This is a genomic window from Kitasatospora sp. NPDC059722 (genome assembly GCF_042733235.1).
GTDB lineage: Bacteria > Actinomycetota > Actinomycetes > Streptomycetales > Streptomycetaceae > Kitasatospora.
Map to the genome: position 1 here is coordinate 98470 of NZ_JBHWGD010000021.1, position 15996 is coordinate 114465.

The window sequence follows — 15996 nt, forward strand, 5'->3', positions numbered from 1 at the left end:
ACGCCGGCCGTCAGATGTCGCGGAAGGTCTCGATCTGCGCGCCGATCGAGTTGAGGCGCTCGGCGAGGTCCTCGTAACCGCGGTTGATGACGTAGACGTTGCGCAGCACGGAGGTGCCCTGCGCGGCGAGCATCGCGAGGAGGATGACCACCGCGGGCCGCAGCGCGGGCGGGCACATCATCTCGGCGGCGCGCCAGCGGGTCGGGCCCTGGACGAGGACGCGGTGCGGGTCGAGGAGCTTGACGTCCGCGCCGAGCCTGGTCAGCTCGGTGAGGTAGATCGCGCGGTTGTCGTAGACCCAGTCGTGGATCATCGTCGTGCCGTGCGCCGCCGCGGCGATCGCGGCGAAGAACGGCACGTTGTCGATGTTGATGCCCGGGAACGGCATCGGGTGGATGGTGTCGATCGGCGCGGTCAGCTTGGACGGGCGCACGGTGAGGTCGACCAGCCGGGTGTGACCGTTGTGGGCCCGGTACTCCGGGGTCCGGTCGTAGTCCAGGCCCATGCCCTCCAGCACGGCGAGCTCGATCTCCAGGAACTCGATCGGCACCCGGCGGATCGTCAGCTCGGAGGAGGTGACGACGGCGGCGGCGAGCAGGCTCATCGCCTCCACCGGGTCCTCGGCCGGGGTGTAGTCGACGTCGCAGGTGATCTCCGGGACGCCGTGCACGGTGAGGGTGGTGGTGCCGATGCCCTCGATCTTCACGCCGAGCTTCTCCAGGAAGAAGCACAGGTCCTGGACCATGTAGTTGGGCGAGGCGTTGCGGATGACGCTCACGCCGTCGTGGCGGGCCGCGGCCAGCAGCGCGTTCTCGGTGACGGTGTCCCCGCGCTCGGTCAGCACGATCGGACGGTCCAGCGGGACGCCCGGCTCGACCGAGGCGTGGTAGGCGCCGCCGGTGGTGGCGACCTCCAGGCCGAAGCGGCGCAGCGCGGTCAGGTGCGGCTGGACGGTGCGGGTGCCGAGGTCGCAGCCGCCCGCGTACGGGATGGCGAAGTGCTCGGCGCGGTGCATCAGCGGGCCGAGGAACATCAGCACGCTGCGGGTGCGGCGGGCGGCCTCGACGTCCATCGCGGCGAGGTCGAGCTCGGCCGGCGGGGTGAGTTCGAGGTCGCGGCCCTCGTTGATCCAGCGGCTCTTGACGCCGATGCTGGTGAGGACCTCGAGGATGCGGTAGACCTCCTCGATCCGGGCGACGCTGCGGATCGTGGTGCGGCCGGTGGTGAGGAGCGAGGCGCAGAGGATCGCGACGCAGGCGTTCTTGCTGCTGCGGACGTCGATCGCGCCGGAGAGGCGGGTGCCGCCGGCGACGCGCAGGTGCATCGGGCCGGAGTAGCCGAGGGAGACGATCTCGCTGTCGAGGGCTTCGCCGATGCGGGCGATCATCTCAAGGCTGACGTTCTGCTTGCCCTGTTCGATGCGGTTGACCGCGCTCTGGCTGGTGCCGAGGGCCTCGCCGAGCTGCGCCTGGGACCAGCCGCGGTGCTGGCGCGCGGTACGGATGAGGGTGCCGATACGGGTGAGGTAGTCGCCTGTCACCCGGCAGACCATATCTCACGCTTGAGATGGCGACAGAATCAGGGGGCGAATCCTTGCTCCATTTGTCCGTTTCTCGCCCCGTATGGGCGTCAGATCTTCACATCACCATGAGATATTGCTGAGCTTTCCACGCTTTCCCGGGAGTTCACCCGGCTGAACCCGTGGGGCCCGGGAAGTACGGCCGCCGCGCCTCACGGCCCGAGCGGTTCCGCCCGTCCGACGATGGTGCCCGCGCGGTCGATGCAGATGACGTCCACCGCCACCGGGGAGCCGACGAGCACGCCGAGCGCCGTCGCCCGGGCCGCCTCGGCGACCAGGTCCCCCAGCGGCACGCCCGCCGCCCGGCACAACTGCACCGCCTCCAGGCCGGTGTTGGCGGCGGCCACCGCCGCGGCGAGGGCCTCGTCCGCGCCGCCGCGCCGGGCCAGGTCCGCGAGGTATCCCTTGTCCACCTGCGAGCGCGCCGAGTGGAGGTCGAGGTGGCCGACCGCGAGCTTGGACAGCTTGGCGAAGCCGCCCGCGATGGTCAGCCTCGGCACCGGGTGGCGCTTGAGGTACTTGAGGACGGCGCCGGCGAAGTCGCCCATGTCGAGCAGCGCGTCCTCGGGCAGTCCGTGCACGGCGACCGCGACCTTCTCCGACGTCGAGCCGGTGCATCCCGCCACGTGCGTGCGGCCCGCCGCGCGCGCCACGTCCACGCCGCGGCGGATCGAGTCGATCCAGGCCGAGCAGGAGTAGGGGACGACGATGCCGGTCGTGCCCAGGATGGACAGGCCGCCGAGGATCCCCAGGCGGGGGTTCCAGGTGGAGCGGGCGATCTCCTCGCCGTGGTCGACGGAGACCTCGACGACGACGTCCCCCGTCCCACCGTGCTCGGCGGCCACCTCGGCGACGGCGTCGCGGATCATCTGCCTCGGCACCGGGTTGATGGCGGGCTCGCCGACGGGCAGCGGCAGACCGGCCTTGGTGACCGTCCCGACCCCGGGACCGGCCCGGAACACCACCCCGGCGCCGGGCTCGCCGGCCCGCACCGTCGCACGGATGAGGGCGCCGTGCGTCACATCGGGGTCGTCGCCGGCGTCCTTGACCACGCCGGCCATGGCGCTCGGACCGTCCGGACCGTCCTGGGCGCCCGGGTGCCGGCCGGGGGCGGCCGAGCCGCTCGCCGGCCCGAGCTCCTCCGCGGCCAGGGCGAACGCGGGCTGCTGCCCCTTGGGGAGGGTGATGGTCACCGGGTCCGGGAACTCGCCGGTGAGCAGCGCCGTGTACGCGGCCTTGGCGGCGGCGGTGGCGCAGGCGCCCGTCGTCCAGCCGTGCCGCAGGCCGCTGCTCTTCAGCTGCCCGGCCCGGCCTCCCGGTTCGGCCACGTCCGCCTCGCTCGCTGTCTCGGTCGCCGTCGTGGCCGCTGCTCCCGTCGCCGCACCGATTGCTGCACGGACCGCCGTCCCCGGCCGCGCCACCGGTCATCACTCCGGCCGCCGCCCCGGGACGGCCGCAACGGCCTCCGGTGCCGATTTTCCCCCATGGACCCGGCCGGACGGTGACCGGGGCCCTCGGCCGACGTGGGTGAGGGTACGGGCGGGGATGCAGGCGGGCATGCGGGCGGGCATGCGGGCGGGCATGCGGGCGGGCATGCGGGCGGGGGCCGGTGGGAGCGGCGGGAATGGCCGCCTCTCGTTACCGAGAAGTTCTCTGCACGGGTCTCGAAACCGCCGCCTACCAGTGAGTAATCTGTCGCTCCGCCAGATGCGGGTTCATGACACGAGGCCCGGGACCGGTGCGACCGGCCGGGTCATCAGAATGCGGGGTTTTCGTGGCAGGGATGAGTCGGCGTACGTTCGTGACGGGTACGTCGGTGGCCGCCGCCTGGGCGGCCCTTTCGCTGGGCGGCGCGCAGTTCGCGTCGGCGGCGGCGCGCGACCGGGCGCTGGCGGCCACCGCCGCGAGAGCCGTCCGGGTGACCGGGACCACGCTCGACCAGGTGGCGACGCCGGTCGGCAACGGCTCCTACAAGCGGCTGACGGCCGGGCCGGGCTGGCCGCTGGTCGTCCGCGGGGACATCGCGGCCCCGGGCAGCGGGCGCGACGACCGACGCACCGGGCTGGCCAGCTTCGTCCAGTTCTCCGACCTGCACCTGGTCGACACCGAGTCGCCGTTCCGCTTCGAGTACCTCGCCAAGTTCCTCGGCGCGGCGCACCGGCCGCACGAGACGCTGAACGCCCGCGGTGTCTCGGCCCTCGTCGAGCGCGTCAACTCGCTCGCCGGCGGCCCCTACACCGGGATGCCGTTCAGTCTGGTGATGGCCACCGGCGACAACACCGACAACCACGAACACGCCGAACTCGACTGGTACCTCACGGTGATGGGCGGCGGACGCCTCGCCCAGAACACCGGTGACCCGGACCGCTACGAGGGTGTGCAGAACTCCGGCAGCTCCGCCTACTGGAACCCCGAACTGTCCTTCCAGGACGGCTACAAGGCGAAGGGCTTCCCGCAGATACCCGGCTTCCTGTCGGCCGCCGGCCGCCCCTTCGACGCCCCCGGCCTGCGCACGCCCTGGTACACGACGGTCGGCAACCACGACGACAGCCTTGAGGGTTCGCTCCCGGACCTCGGCCTGCTGAACGACCTCTACACCGGCCGGTACAAGCTGGAGGGCTGCGACAACGCCGAGGCCGGCCGGCTGACGGAGGCCCTGCGGCACGACCCGGCGAGCGCCGCGCTGCTGCTCGGCAAGCTGCTGGCGACCGGCGACGCGGTGCGCGAGATCACCCCCGACGAGCGCCGACGGCCGTTCACGCTCAAGGAGTTCGCGAAGGCCCACCTCGACCCGGCGGTCACCGGCGCGGGCCCGCACGGGCACGGCTTCACCTCGGACATGGTGAACAGCGGCAAGCTCTTCTACACCTTCCGCATCTCGGAGAAGGTCCTCGGCATCAGCCTGGACACCACCAACCAGGCCGGATTCGCGGACGGTTCGATCGGCACCGCCCAACTGCGCTGGCTGGAGCAGCAGCTGAAGGCGCACAGCGGGCACTGGTACGACGGCAACGGGCGCAAGGTGACGGGCGGCAGCGCCGACGACCTGATCCTGATCTTCAGCCACCACACCAGCGGCACCATGGGCAACCTGCTGCCCGACCCGCGCAACATCTTCGAGAAGCGGCACGACGGCAACGAACTGGTGGCGCTGCTCCAGCGCTACCCCAACGTCGTCGCGTGGGTGAACGGGCACACCCACAGGAACCAGATCACGGCGCACGGGCACGCGGTGCCGGAGCGCGCGTTCTGGGAGATCAACACCGCCTCCCACATCGACTACCCGCAGCACGGCCGGATCATCGAGATCGCGGACAACGGGGACGGCACGCTCTCCCTGTTCACGACGCTGATCGAGTCCGACGCCCCGTACGGGACGGACTTCGGCAGCACGTCGGACGCGAACCTGGCCGCGCTCTACCGCGAGCTGTCCTACAACGACCCGTACGGGCGGCCGGCCGCGCTGCTCGGCGCGGGGCAGGACCACAACACGGAGCTGCTGATCACCAAGCCGACTCGGTGACTGGGGCGGCCGGCGGTCAGCGGCCGGCGGTCAGCGGCTGACGGTCAGCGGCTGACGGCTGACGGCTGACGAGTAACAGATAACAGCTGACAGATAACGAAATCTGTCAGCTGTTATCTGTCAGCCGTTCTCCGCTACTCCGGGTACCGCCGCGGCGTCCAGACGACCTCGACGCCGGCCCCGCGCTCGACGGCCCGCGTCTGCGAGGAGCCGATCAGCAGGATCGTCCGCATGTCGACGAGCGCCGGGTCCAGCTCGCCGAGCCGCACGATCCGGACCCGCTCGGTCGGGCCGCCGACATCGCGCGCCATCACGACGGGCGTCTCCGGCGCGCGGTACTCCAGGAGGAGGTCCCGGGCCAGGCCGACCTGCGTCGTCCGCGACTTGGACCCCGGGTTGTACAGCGCGAGCACCAGGTCCGCCTCCGCCGCCGCGCGCAGGCGGCGGGCGACCGCGTCCCACGGCTTCAGCCGGTCCGACAGCGAGACGACCGCGTAGTCGTGCCCCAACGGGGCACCCGCCCGGGACGCGGCCGCGTGCGCCGCGGTCATGCCGGGCAGGACCCGCACCGGCACGTCCCGGTAGGCCTCCTCGCAGGCGACCTCCAGCACCGCCGTCGCCATCGCGAAGACGCCCGGGTCGCCCGAGGACACCACGCAGACCCGCCGTCCGCGCCGGGCCAGGTCGAGGGCGAACTCGGCGCGCTCGGACTCCACCTTGTTGTCCGAGCCGTGCCGCACCTGCCCCGGCCGCTCCGGCACCCGGGCCAGGTAGGTGGTGTAGCCGACCAGGTCGGTGGCCTCGGCCAGCGCGCCGCGCGCCTCCGGGGTGAGCCACAGCGGCCCGGCCGGCCCGGTGCCGACGACGGTCACGCTGCCGGCCCCCTCCGCCGTCCGCACGACCGGCTCCAGCGGGGCGACCTTGCTCGGCAGGACCGCCACCGAGAAGTACGGCACCGTCTCCCCGTCGATCTCGGCGAGGGGCGCGATCCGCTCCCCCTCCATGAACGCGCGCTCGACGTACTGCGCGTCCTCCAGTCGGCCCGCCCGCTCCAGCGCGCGGCGGACGGCCGGGAAGGTGCGCCCGAGCTTCATGATCACGGCCGAGTCCGCGGCCGCGATCCGCGCCGCCAGCTCCTCCTCGGGCAGCGTGCCGGGGATGACCGTCAGGGTCTCCTCGGCCTCCGTCAACGGCTGGCCGAGCCGGGCGGCCGCCGCGCTGACGGAGGTCACGCCCGGCACCACCTCGGTCGGGTAGCGGTGCGCGAGCCGCTTGTGCATGTGCTGGTAGGAGCCGTAGAACAGCGGGTCGCCCTCGGCGAGCACGACGACGTCGCGCCCGGCGTCCAGGTGGGCGGCCAGCCGGGCGGCGGCCTCCTCGTAGAAGTCGTCCAGCGCGCCCCGGTAGCCGCCCGGGTGGTCGGTGGTCTCGACCGTGATCGGGTAGACCAGCTTCTCCTCGATCTGACCACCCGTCAGGTACCGCTCGGCGATCGAGCGCGCGATGGACCGCCCGTGCCGGGCGCTATGGTACGCCACGACGTCGGCCTTGCCGATGAGTTCGGCGGCGCGGACGGTCACCAGCGACGGGTCGCCCGGCCCGAGCCCGACTCCGTAGAGCCGTCCGGTCGAGGCAACGTTCTGACGGTTCTGACGGTCCGTCACTCTTCTTCGCTCGCAATCGCGTTGATGGCGGCGGCGGCCATCGCGCTGCCACCGCGGCGGCCGCGCACCACCAGGTGCTCCAGGCCGGACGGGTGCTCGGCCAGGGCCTGCTTGGACTCGGCGGCGCCGATGAAGCCGACCGGCACGCCGATCACCGCGGCCGGGCGCGGTGCGCCCGCCTCGATCATCTCCAGGAGCCGGAAGAGCGAGGTCGGCGCGTTACCGACGGCCACCACGGCTCCTTCCAGGCGGGGCAGCCACAGCTCCATGGCGGCGGCGCTGCGGGTGTTGCCCATCGTGCGCGCCAGTTCGGGGACCGACGGGTCGGTGAGGGTGCAGACGACCTCGTTGTCGGCCGGCAGCCGCTTGCGGGTCACGCCGCTCGCGACCATGTTGACGTCGCACAGGATCGGCGCACCGGCGTGCAGCGCGGCGCGCGCGGAGGCGACCACGCCGGGCGAGTACACCAGGTCCTCGACCAGGTCGACCATCCCGCAGGCGTGGATCATCCGCACCGCGACCTGGGAGACGTCCGCCGGCAGGGCGGCCAGGTCGGCCTCCGCGCGGATGGTGGCAAAGGACTGGCGGTAGATGGACGCGCCGTCCTTCTCGTACTCGATCACTTCGTGGTCCTCCTGGCCTCGGCGACCGCCTCGGCCATCTCCTCGTTCGTCACATCCACGGCGGAAACCTCCATCGCGGAAACGTCCACGGCGGGAACCTCCACGGCGGAAGCCTCCATCGCAGAACCCTCCCTCGCGGAAACATCCACGACGGAAACATCCAAAGCGGAAGCCCGCGCGTCCGCGCCGACCGCCGGGCCGTTCACCGTCACCCGGTAGCCCTGCCCGGTGGCGAGCACGTCCACCCACCGCCCGGCCGGGTGGCCGCAGCGCCGTTCACAGCCCGACCAGTGCACGGGCAGCCCGCCGGCGGCCGCCGCGTCCAGGGCCCGCGCCGCGTCCGCCCGCACGTCGGCGAGCGACTTGGCGCACCCGGGCAGCCCGGTGCAGGCGGAGGCCCGCTCCCAGGGCGAGCCGGGCAGCGTCCGGAACCCGGCCTCGGCGAGGCCGGCCAGCCGCTGGGCCGGGGCCCCCGGCAGGACGGCTCCGCGCCAGGGCGTCAGGCGCAGTTCACCGGCGGAGGCCGCGACCAGCGCGCGCCACTGCGCCGCGCTCGCCCGTCCGAAGCGCAGGCCCACCGACAGTCCGCCGGGCAGCGTGCCGACGTCGGGGGCGGTCCCGGCGAGCGCGGGCAGCGGCACGGTGCCGGCCGGCAGCAGGTCCGGGACTTCGCGCAGGTGCCAGGCCTTGCGTCCGCCCGCGCGCAGCGCGTCCAGGAAGGACCGGGCCGCATCCAGCACGGCCGTCACTTCCCGCCCGGCCTCGACCGGGTGTCCGAAGGCGTCGCGCCCGAGGCGCAGCAGGCGGCGGCCGTCCGGGCCTGCGATCAATGTCACATCGGCGTCGAGCGCGGCGACGTCGCCGCGGCCGTCGTCCAGCGCGAACAGGAACTTGCCGGAGAGTCCGGCCGCCCAGTCGCTCGCGCACAGCCGCGCGTCCAGTTCCCGCACCCAGGCCTGCACGTCGGCGGCCGGTCGGGCGTCGAGGCCGGCGAGCGGCGAGGCGACGATGTTGCGCACCCGCTCGTGGGTGTCGGAGGGCAGCAGCCCGACGGCGCGCAGCCGTTCGGCGAGGTCCGCCGCGCAGTGCGGAGCCAGGCCCCGGAGTTGGACGTTGCCGCGGGAGGTGGTCTCCAGTGTGCCGTCGCCGAGGGCCTCAGCCGCGTCGGCCAGCGCGAGCGCCTGACGAGCCGTCAGGAGGCCGCCGGGCAGGCGGACCCGGGCCAGGGCGCCGTCGTCGGCCGCATGCAGACGAAGCGCCCCTGGACAGGCGTCCGCGCGCCCCCGGTCGGGCACCGCGGCGCCCGGCGGGGTGGCGTCGGGTGTCGGTGGCATGGCGGCGAGCATACAGATGATCCGATCGGTTGCCTCCGTCCGCTGCATCACACTCGGGATCACACTCGGGATCACACTCCGGCTCCCGGTGCGCGCCTCACGCTCGCCCTGCCACCGCACACCCCGGCACGCGCCGCCCACGCCCGACCGCACGCCCCCGCCGCACCCCCGCTACCCCCGCAACCCCCTCGCCGCACCCCCACGGCCACCCCGTCCCCACGCCGTCCCCGCACCTCCCCCGCGCCCGCACCGACACCGGGCAGGTCGAAACTCGCTCTCCCCCAGGTCAGCCACACCCCGTACGATGCTGGCGGGCGGTCCCCGCGGACCGCCCGACGCCAGCGACGGCGCAGGGGAGGAAACCGGTGCAAGCCCGGTGCGGTCCCGCCACTGTGACCGCGGCTCACCGGGACACCCGGTGGCCGCGGGAGCCAGGAACTCCCGCCGTCCTCCACCGGCCCGGGGCGCGGACCCCGAGGAAGGCAGAAATGCACCACCGCTGTCGCATGCCCGCGCCCGCGTCCCCGGCCACCACCGAGGCCGTCCGGGCCGCCGCCGTTTCGGCCGCCCCGGCCACCACCGAGGCCGGGAGGGCCTACGCATGATCCTGCTGCTGTCGACGTCCGACACCGACCTGCTCAGCGCCCGCGCCTCGGCCGGCCCCGTCCCGTACCGGCTCGGCAACCCCGCCCGGCTGTCCCCCGAGGACCTGCCGGAGCTGCTGGACGGCACCGAGCTCGTGGTGGTCCGCCTGCTCGGCGGGCGCCGCGCCTGGCAGGAGGGCCTCGACGCGCTGCTGGCGGGCCCGCGCCCGGTGATCGTCCTGACCGGCGAACAGGCCCCCGACGCCCAGCTGATGGAGCTGTCCACCGTCCCGGCCGGCATCGCCGCCGAGGCGCACGCCTACCTCGCCCACGGCGGCGCGGCCAACCTGGCCGAGCTGGGCGCGTTCCTCTCCGACACCGTGCTGCTCACCGGCCACGGCTTCGCCCCGCCCGCCTCCGCCCCGGCCTGGGGTCCGCTGGAGCGCGAGGCCGCGACCGCGACCACCGCCGGCGACGGCAACGGCGACGGCGACGGCGACGACGCCCGCCCGACGGTCGCCGTGCTCTACTACCGCGCCCACCACATGAGCGGGAACACCGCCTTCGTCGAGACCCTGTGCCGGGCGATCGAGGACAAGGGCGCCCGTGCGGAGGCCTACTACTGCGCCTCGCTGCGCGGCGCCGAGCCCGAGCTGCTGGCCGCCCTCGGCGAGGCCGACGCGATCGTCACCACCGTGCTCGCCGCCGGCGGCACCCGCCCCGCCGACGCCCAGGCCGGCGGCGACGAGGAGGCCTGGGACGCGGGCGCGCTCGCCGCGCTGGACCGCCCGATCCTCCAGGCGCTGTGCCTCACCTGGTCGCGCGCCCAGTGGGAGGCCAGCGACGACGGCCTGTCCCCGCTGGACACCGCGACGCAGATCGCCGTGCCGGAGTTCGACGGCCGTCTGATCAGCGTCCCGTTCTCCTTCAAGGAGTTCGACGAGGACGGCCTCACCGTCTACGCCGCCGACCCGGAGCGCGCCGCCCGCGTCGCCGGCACCGCCGTCAAGCACGCCCGCCTGCGGCACGTCCCGGCCGCCGAGCGCCGCCTCGCGCTCGTGCTGTCCGCGTACCCGACCAAGCACGCCCGCGTCGGCAACGCCGTCGGCCTGGACACCCCGGCCAGCGCCGTCCGGCTGCTGCACCGGCTGCGCGAGGAGGGCATGGACCTCGGGAACGACCTGCCCGGCCTGGACGACGGCGCCGAGGACGGCCACGAGGGCGACGCGATCATCCACGCCCTGATCGCCGCCGGCGGCTACGACCAGGACTGGCTCACCGAGGACCAGCTGGCCCGCAACCCGGTCCGCATCCCCGCCGCCGACTACCGCCGCTGGTACGCCACCCTCCCGCAGGGCCTGCGCGAGCGGGTCGAGGAGCACTGGGGCCCGGCCCCCGGCGAGCTGTACGTCGACCGCTCGCAGAACCCCGACGGCGACATCGTGCTCGCCGCGATCCGCTCCGGGAACCTGCTCGTCCTCATCCAGCCGCCGCGCGGCTTCGGCGAGAACCCGGTCGCGATCTACCACGACCCCGACCTGCCGCCGAGCCACCACTACCTCGCCGCCTACCGCTGGATCCAGGCCGCCCAGGAGGACGGCGGCTTCGGCGCCCACGCCGTCATCCACCTCGGCAAGCACGGCAACCTGGAGTGGCTGCCCGGCAAGACCGCCGCGCTGTCCGCCGAGTGCGGCCCCGACGCCGTCCTCGGCGACCTCCCGCTCGTCTACCCGTTCCTGGTCAACGACCCGGGCGAGGGCACCCAGGCCAAGCGCCGCGCCCACGCCACCCTGGTCGACCACCTCGTGCCGCCGATGGCCCGTGCCGACTCCTACGGCGACATCGCCCGCCTGGAGCAGCTCCTCGACGAGCACTCCAACATCGCCGCGATGGACCCGGCCAAGCTGCCCGCGATCCGCGCCCAGATCTGGACCCTCATCCAGGCCGCCAAGCTCGACCACGACCTCGGCCTCGACGAGCGCCCCGAGGACGACGGCTTCGACGACTTCCTGCTGCACGTCGACGGCTGGCTGTGCGAGGTCAAGGACGCCCAGATCCGCGACGGCCTGCACGTACTCGGCCAGGCCCCGGCCGGCACCGACCGCGTCAACATCGTGCTCGCCATCCTGCGCGCCCGCCAGATCTGGGGCGGCGTCAGCGCCCTGCCCGGTCTGCGCGAGGCGCTCGGCCTGGACGAGGCCGCGCTCACGCTGGGCGCCACCGACGCGGCCGAGGCCCGGGCCCGTGCCCTGGTCGAGGCCATGGAGGCCGAGGACTGGGCGCCCGAGGCGGTGGAGAAGGTCGCCGCCGGGCACCCGGAGGCCGTCCGCGAGGTGCTCGCGTTCGCCGCCACCCAGGTGGTGCCGCGCCTGGCCGCCACGACCGACGAGCTGGACGCCGTCCTGCACGCGCTCCAGGGCGGCTTCGTCCCGGCCGGGCCCTCCGGCTCCCCGCTGCGCGGCCTGGTCAACGTGCTGCCCACCGGCCGCAACTTCTACTCCGTCGATCCCAAGGCCGTGCCCAGCAAGCTCGCCTGGGAGACCGGCCAGGCCCTCGCCGCCTCGCTGGTCGAGCGCTACCGGGCCGACAACGACGGCGCCTGCCCGCCCTCCGTCGGGCTCTCGCTGTGGGGCACCAGCGCGATGCGCACCGCCGGCGACGACATCGCCGAGGCCTTCGCCCTGCTCGGCGTCCGCCCGGTCTGGGACGACGCCTCGCGCCGCGTGACCGGCCTGGAGCCGATCCCGCTGGAGGAGCTCGGCCGCCCGCGCATCGACGTCACGCTGCGCATCTCGGGCTTCTTCCGCGACGCGTTCCCGCACGTCGTCGCCCTGCTCGACGACGCCGTGCGCCTGGCCGCCGCCCAGGAGGAACCGGCGGAGGACAACTTCGTCCGCGCCCACGTGCAGGCCGACCTCGCCGTCCACGGGGACGAGCGCAAGGCCACCGTCCGCGTCTTCGGCTCCCGCCCCGGCACCTACGGCGCGGGCCTGCTCCAGCTGATCGACAGCCGCGACTGGCGCACCGACGCCGACCTCGCCGAGGTCTACACGGTGTGGGGCGGCTACGCGTACGGGCGCGGTCTCGACGGACGCCCGGCGCGCGAGGAGATGGAGACCGCCTACAAGCGGATCACCGTCGCCGCGAAGAACACCGACACCCGCGAGCACGACATCGCCGACTCGGACGACTACTTCCAGTACCACGGCGGCATGGTCGCCACCGTCCGCGCCCTCACCGGCAAGGCACCGACCGCCTACATCGGCGACTCGACCCGCCCGGAGACCGTCCGCACCAGGACGCTCACCGAGGAGGCCGCCCGCGTCTTCCGCGCCCGGGTGGTCAACCCGCGCTGGATCGAGGCGATGCGCCGCCACGGCTACAAGGGCGCGTTCGAGATGGCCGCCACCGTCGACTACCTGTTCGGCTACGACGCCACGACGGGCGTGGTCGCGGACTGGATGTACGAGAAGCTGACCCAGGAGTACGTGCTGGACCCGGTCAACCGGGAGTTCCTCGCCGGCGCCAACCCGTGGGCGCTGCACGGGATCAGCGAGCGCCTCCTGGAGGCGGCGAGCCGCGGCCTGTGGGAGAAGCCGGACCCGGAGCTGATCGAGCAGTTGCAGGCCGCGTTCCTGGAGACCGAGGGGGACCTGGAGGGCGAGGGGGACCTGGAGGGTTAAGCGGCACCTGGCACCTGGAGGGTCAAGGGGCCCGGAGGGCGGCGAGGGCCGGGGCACCCCGGTGTGGGCCGGGGCACCGGCGCCGGCCGGTCGTTCGGGTGTTCCAAACGTGGTGTTCACGTCATCCATCCGGGTGACGTGAACACTGGTGACATCATGCGCCCGAGCGGACAATACGGGGCATGTCGCGACGCCTCGCCCTCAGCCGTCCCGTCTCCCCCACGCCCTTCGCCCGCCACCGGGGCGACCCGGCCGGTGCCGGCCCGCCGCGGCCCGCCCACCGGTACCGGGCGCGCCTCGGGGCGCTGGCGGCCGGGGCGCTGCCGGTGCTCGCGTTCCCGCCCCTGGGGCTCGCGTGGCTGGCGTGGGTCGCACTGGTGCCCGGACTGCTGCTGATGCAGCGGGCGCCGTCGGGGCGGGAGGCGGCGGTGCGCGGGTGGTGGTTCGGCGCCGGTTTCATCCTGACGGCGATGTACTGGCTGGTCCCCTCGATCGGACCGGGTCTGCCGGTGCTCGCCGTCCTGTTCGGGGCGCTGCAGGCCGTCGTCGGCCTCGGCGTGCACCGGCTGCTGCGCCCGCCGCTGACGGCCCGCCGGGCGCTGCTCGCCGTGGCCGTCGTCCCCGCGCTGTGGCTGACCACCGAGTACGCGCGCTCCTGGCACGCGCTGGGCGGGCCGTGGGCGCTGCTCGGTGCCACCCAGTGGCAGCACCCGGCGGTCCTCGCGCTGGCGTCGGCGGGCGGGATCTGGCTGGTCAGCGCGGCGGTGGTGGCGGTCAACACGGGGGTGCTGGTCGTGCTCACGGCCGCCCCCTGGCGGCCGCGGGCCGTCGCGGCGCTGACCGCCGTCCTGATGCTGGTGGCCGGGCCGCTCCTGTTCGCGCTGCGCGACGCGCCCGTGCGGGCGGGGGCGGTGACGGTGGCGCTCGTCCAGCCGGGGATCGTCGACGACCCGCAGGCCCGGTTCGACGCGAGCGCCCGGGCCACGGCGGAGCTCGGCGGGCGGCCGGTGGACCTGGTCGTCTGGGGCGAGAGCAGCACCACGTCCGACCTGGACCGCGACCGGGTCGCGCTGGACCGGCTGCGCGAACTGTCCGCCGCCACCGGCGCGCAGGTCATCGCCGGGGAGGACGCGCGCAAGGCCGACGGGCGGATCTCGAAGGACGCCGTCCTGGTCTCCCCCGCGGGCGTCGTGGACCGCTACCGCAAGATCCGGCTGGTGCCGTTCGGCGAGTACATCCCGCTGCGGCCGGTGCTCGGGTGGATCGCGGGCGTCAGCCGGGCGGCGGGCGAGAACCGGGCGCCCGGCACCTCGTTCCACGTGCTGCCGGCCACCGACCGGGCGGGCGGCGCGCTGCCGGTCGGGGCACTGGTCTGCTTCGAGTCGGCGTTCCCCGACATGGCGCGGACGGCGGCGCGCGACGGGGCCCGGGTGCTGGTCTACCAGTCGTCCACGTCGACGTTCCAGCACACGTGGGCGCCCGCGCAGCACGTCTCGCTCGCGGCGATCCGGGCCGCCGAGACCGGCCGTCCGGCCGTGCAGGCCTCGCTGACGGGGGTCTCGGCGGCCTTCGACGCGCAGGGGCGCGAGCTCGCGCGGCTCGGCACCGACGGCACCGGGGCGCTGACCGTGCGGCTGCCGCTCACCGCACCCGACACGCTGACCTGGTACGACCGCGTCGGTGACGTGGTACCGCTGGCGGCCGTGCTCGTGACGGCGGGGGCGGCGGCCGTGGTGTGGCGGGGACGGCGCGCGGCGCGGGCACTGGTGTCCGGCGGGGAGTCCGGGGACGGTCAGCCCTCGTCGCCGGCGCGGTAGACGCCGAACACCGCTCCCTGGGCGTCGCGCAGGACGCCGATGCGCGGGCCGTCCGGGACGTCCGTCGCGGGCATCAGCACATCGGCGCCGAGGCCGTTCGCCCGGGTGACGGTGTTGTCGACGTCCGCGACCGCGAAGTACGGCAGCCAGTGCGCCGGGACCTGCGGCGGGAAGCGCTCGTCCATCACCATCATGCCGCCGAAGTCCGCGCCGGCCAGGCCCCATTGGGTGTACTGCGGGGACGCGGTGACCGACCAGCCGAACACCGCGGGGTAGAAGGCGGTCGCGCTCTCCGCGTCCCGGGTGGCCAGCTCCACCCAGCCGAGCGCGCCGGGCTCGTTGAACACGCCCGCGCCCTGGAAGGCGCGGGCCTGCCAGAGGGTGAAGACCGCACCGGAGGTGTCGGAGACGACGGCGAACCGGCCGAGGTCGAACACGTCGGCGGGCTCCATCAGCGCCCTTCCGCCGCGCGCCTTGATCGTCGCGACGGTCTCGTCGGCGTCGGCGACCGCGAAGGACACCGTCCAGGCCGTCGGCTGCTGCGGCGCGTAGAGCGGGGTGACGGCGGCGGCCGGCGCGTCGCCGAGGAACATCTGCGTGTAGCCGCCGGCCTCGGGCCGCACGTCGGTCTCGGCGCGCCAGCCGAACAGCTCGCCGTAGAAGGACTGGGCGGCGGCGGGGTCGGAGGTGCCCAGCTCGACCCAGCAGGGGGCGCCGATCGTGGCGGAGTTCTGCTTCATGTGCTTCTCTCTGGCTGTTCCTGCATTGGCGATTTCGATGATGGTTCGTCAATTCTGCTTGCTTTCAGGAGACTTCGAGGACGAGCTTGCCTTTCGCATGCCCGGACTCGACGAGGGCGAGCGCCTCGGCGGCGTGGGCCAGCGGGTAGCGGGCGGTGATGTGCACGGCCAGCTCGCCGGCCGCGACGAGGGCGGCCAGGGCGGCGAGGCTTTCGGAGGTGGTGGACCGCGTGACGTAGCGGCCGCCGAGCTCGGCGGCGGTCGCCGGATCGGCGGTGCTGACCAGCTTCGAACGGTCGGCGAGGGCCCCGGCGGCGTCGCGCGGCGCGGCGCCGCCGACGAGCTCGAGGATCTGGCTGTTTTTCACAACTCCCAGCCCCCGAGACTCAAGGATCTCGCGGATGACGTCGTCTTCTGGAACGAGGTGTGTGGGGGGGTGGTGTGGGTGT

At 74.1% G+C, this 15996-nt stretch carries 10 protein-coding genes and 1 riboswitch; of the genes, 3 read left to right on the forward strand and 7 right to left on the reverse strand.

The window, feature by feature from the left end:
• Positions 1–10: 10 nt before the first annotated feature.
• Positions 11–1540 (reverse strand): UDP-N-acetylglucosamine 1-carboxyvinyltransferase, encoded by a 1530-nt coding sequence (locus tag ACFV4F_RS16600; RefSeq protein WP_359957966.1) that lies wholly within the window; start codon positions 1538–1540, stop codon positions 11–13.
• Positions 1541–1731: 191 nt separating this feature from the next.
• Positions 1732–2907 carry a cobalt-precorrin-5B (C(1))-methyltransferase gene (locus ACFV4F_RS16605; protein WP_380503068.1) on the reverse strand — a complete coding sequence of 392 codons (1176 nt, stop codon included), beginning with the start codon at positions 2905–2907 and terminating at the stop codon, positions 1732–1734.
• Between the two features lie 455 nt (positions 2908–3362).
• Here ACFV4F_RS16605 and ACFV4F_RS16610 point away from each other — a divergent pair, with 455 nt between their 5' ends.
• Positions 3363–5102 (forward strand): TIGR03767 family metallophosphoesterase, encoded by a 1740-nt coding sequence (locus tag ACFV4F_RS16610; RefSeq protein WP_380503071.1) that lies wholly within the window; start codon positions 3363–3365, stop codon positions 5100–5102.
• A gap of 134 nt (positions 5103–5236) precedes the next feature.
• Here the strand turns inward: ACFV4F_RS16610 and ACFV4F_RS16615 are convergent, their stop codons facing one another.
• Genes ACFV4F_RS16615 through ACFV4F_RS16625 form a run of 3 tightly spaced genes read right to left on the reverse strand, consistent with a single transcriptional unit; the run spans position 5237 to position 8723 of the window.
• Positions 5237–6766 carry a precorrin-2 C(20)-methyltransferase gene (locus tag ACFV4F_RS16615; RefSeq protein WP_380447845.1) on the reverse strand — a complete coding sequence of 510 codons (1530 nt, stop codon included), beginning with the start codon at positions 6764–6766 and terminating at the stop codon, positions 5237–5239.
• Positions 6763–7389 carry a precorrin-8X methylmutase gene (locus tag ACFV4F_RS16620; protein ID WP_380447847.1) on the reverse strand — a complete coding sequence of 209 codons (627 nt, stop codon included), beginning with the start codon at positions 7387–7389 and terminating at the stop codon, positions 6763–6765. The genes ACFV4F_RS16615 and ACFV4F_RS16620 overlap by 4 nt, the downstream gene beginning before the upstream one ends.
• Positions 7386–8723 carry a cobalamin biosynthesis protein CobG gene (locus tag ACFV4F_RS16625; RefSeq protein ID WP_380503074.1) on the reverse strand — a complete coding sequence of 446 codons (1338 nt, stop codon included), beginning with the start codon at positions 8721–8723 and terminating at the stop codon, positions 7386–7388. The genes ACFV4F_RS16620 and ACFV4F_RS16625 overlap by 4 nt, the downstream gene beginning before the upstream one ends.
• 355 nt (positions 8724–9078) lie before the next feature.
• Positions 9079–9164: riboswitch (cobalamin riboswitch) on the forward strand.
• A 160-nt stretch (positions 9165–9324) separates the two neighbouring features.
• Between ACFV4F_RS16625 and cobN the strand changes: the two genes are divergently transcribed.
• On the forward strand, positions 9325–12990 hold the full coding sequence (gene cobN, locus ACFV4F_RS16630) for a cobaltochelatase subunit CobN (RefSeq protein WP_380503077.1): 3666 nt from the start codon (positions 9325–9327) through the stop codon (positions 12988–12990).
• Between the two features lie 182 nt (positions 12991–13172).
• The gene (lnt, locus tag ACFV4F_RS16635; protein ID WP_380446079.1) at positions 13173–14807 is read left to right on the forward strand and encodes an apolipoprotein N-acyltransferase; all 1635 of its coding nucleotides are present in this window, start codon (positions 13173–13175) and stop codon (positions 14805–14807) included.
• Here the strand turns inward: lnt and ACFV4F_RS16640 are convergent.
• Together ACFV4F_RS16640 and ACFV4F_RS16645 are read right to left on the reverse strand one after the other, a co-directional pair.
• Complete coding sequence (locus tag ACFV4F_RS16640; protein ID WP_380503079.1) at positions 14783–15547, reverse strand: VOC family protein; 765 nt, start codon at positions 15545–15547, stop codon at positions 14783–14785. The genes lnt and ACFV4F_RS16640 overlap by 25 nt on opposite strands.
• A 64-nt stretch (positions 15548–15611) precedes the next feature.
• Positions 15612–15914, reverse strand: a complete 303-nt coding sequence (locus tag ACFV4F_RS16645; RefSeq protein WP_380503080.1) for a zinc-binding dehydrogenase — start codon at positions 15912–15914, stop codon at positions 15612–15614.
• Positions 15915–15996 lie beyond the last annotated feature (82 nt).

Bases quoted from the DNA above. Each gene is read 5' to 3' on its own strand.
- cobN (WP_380503077.1), top strand. From the start codon at position 9,325: ATGATCCTGCTGCTGTCGACGTCCGACACCGACCTGCTCAGCGCCCGC.
- lnt (WP_380446079.1), top strand. From the start codon at position 13,173: ATGTCGCGACGCCTCGCCCTCAGCCGTCCCGTCTCCCCCACGCCCTTC.
- ACFV4F_RS16640 (WP_380503079.1), bottom strand. From the start codon at position 15,547: ATGAAGCAGAACTCCGCCACGATCGGCGCCCCCTGCTGGGTCGAGCTG.
- ACFV4F_RS16610 (WP_380503071.1), top strand. From the start codon at position 3,363: ATGAGTCGGCGTACGTTCGTGACGGGTACGTCGGTGGCCGCCGCCTGG.
- ACFV4F_RS16625 (WP_380503074.1), bottom strand. From the start codon at position 8,723: ATGCCACCGACACCCGACGCCACCCCGCCGGGCGCCGCGGTGCCCGAC.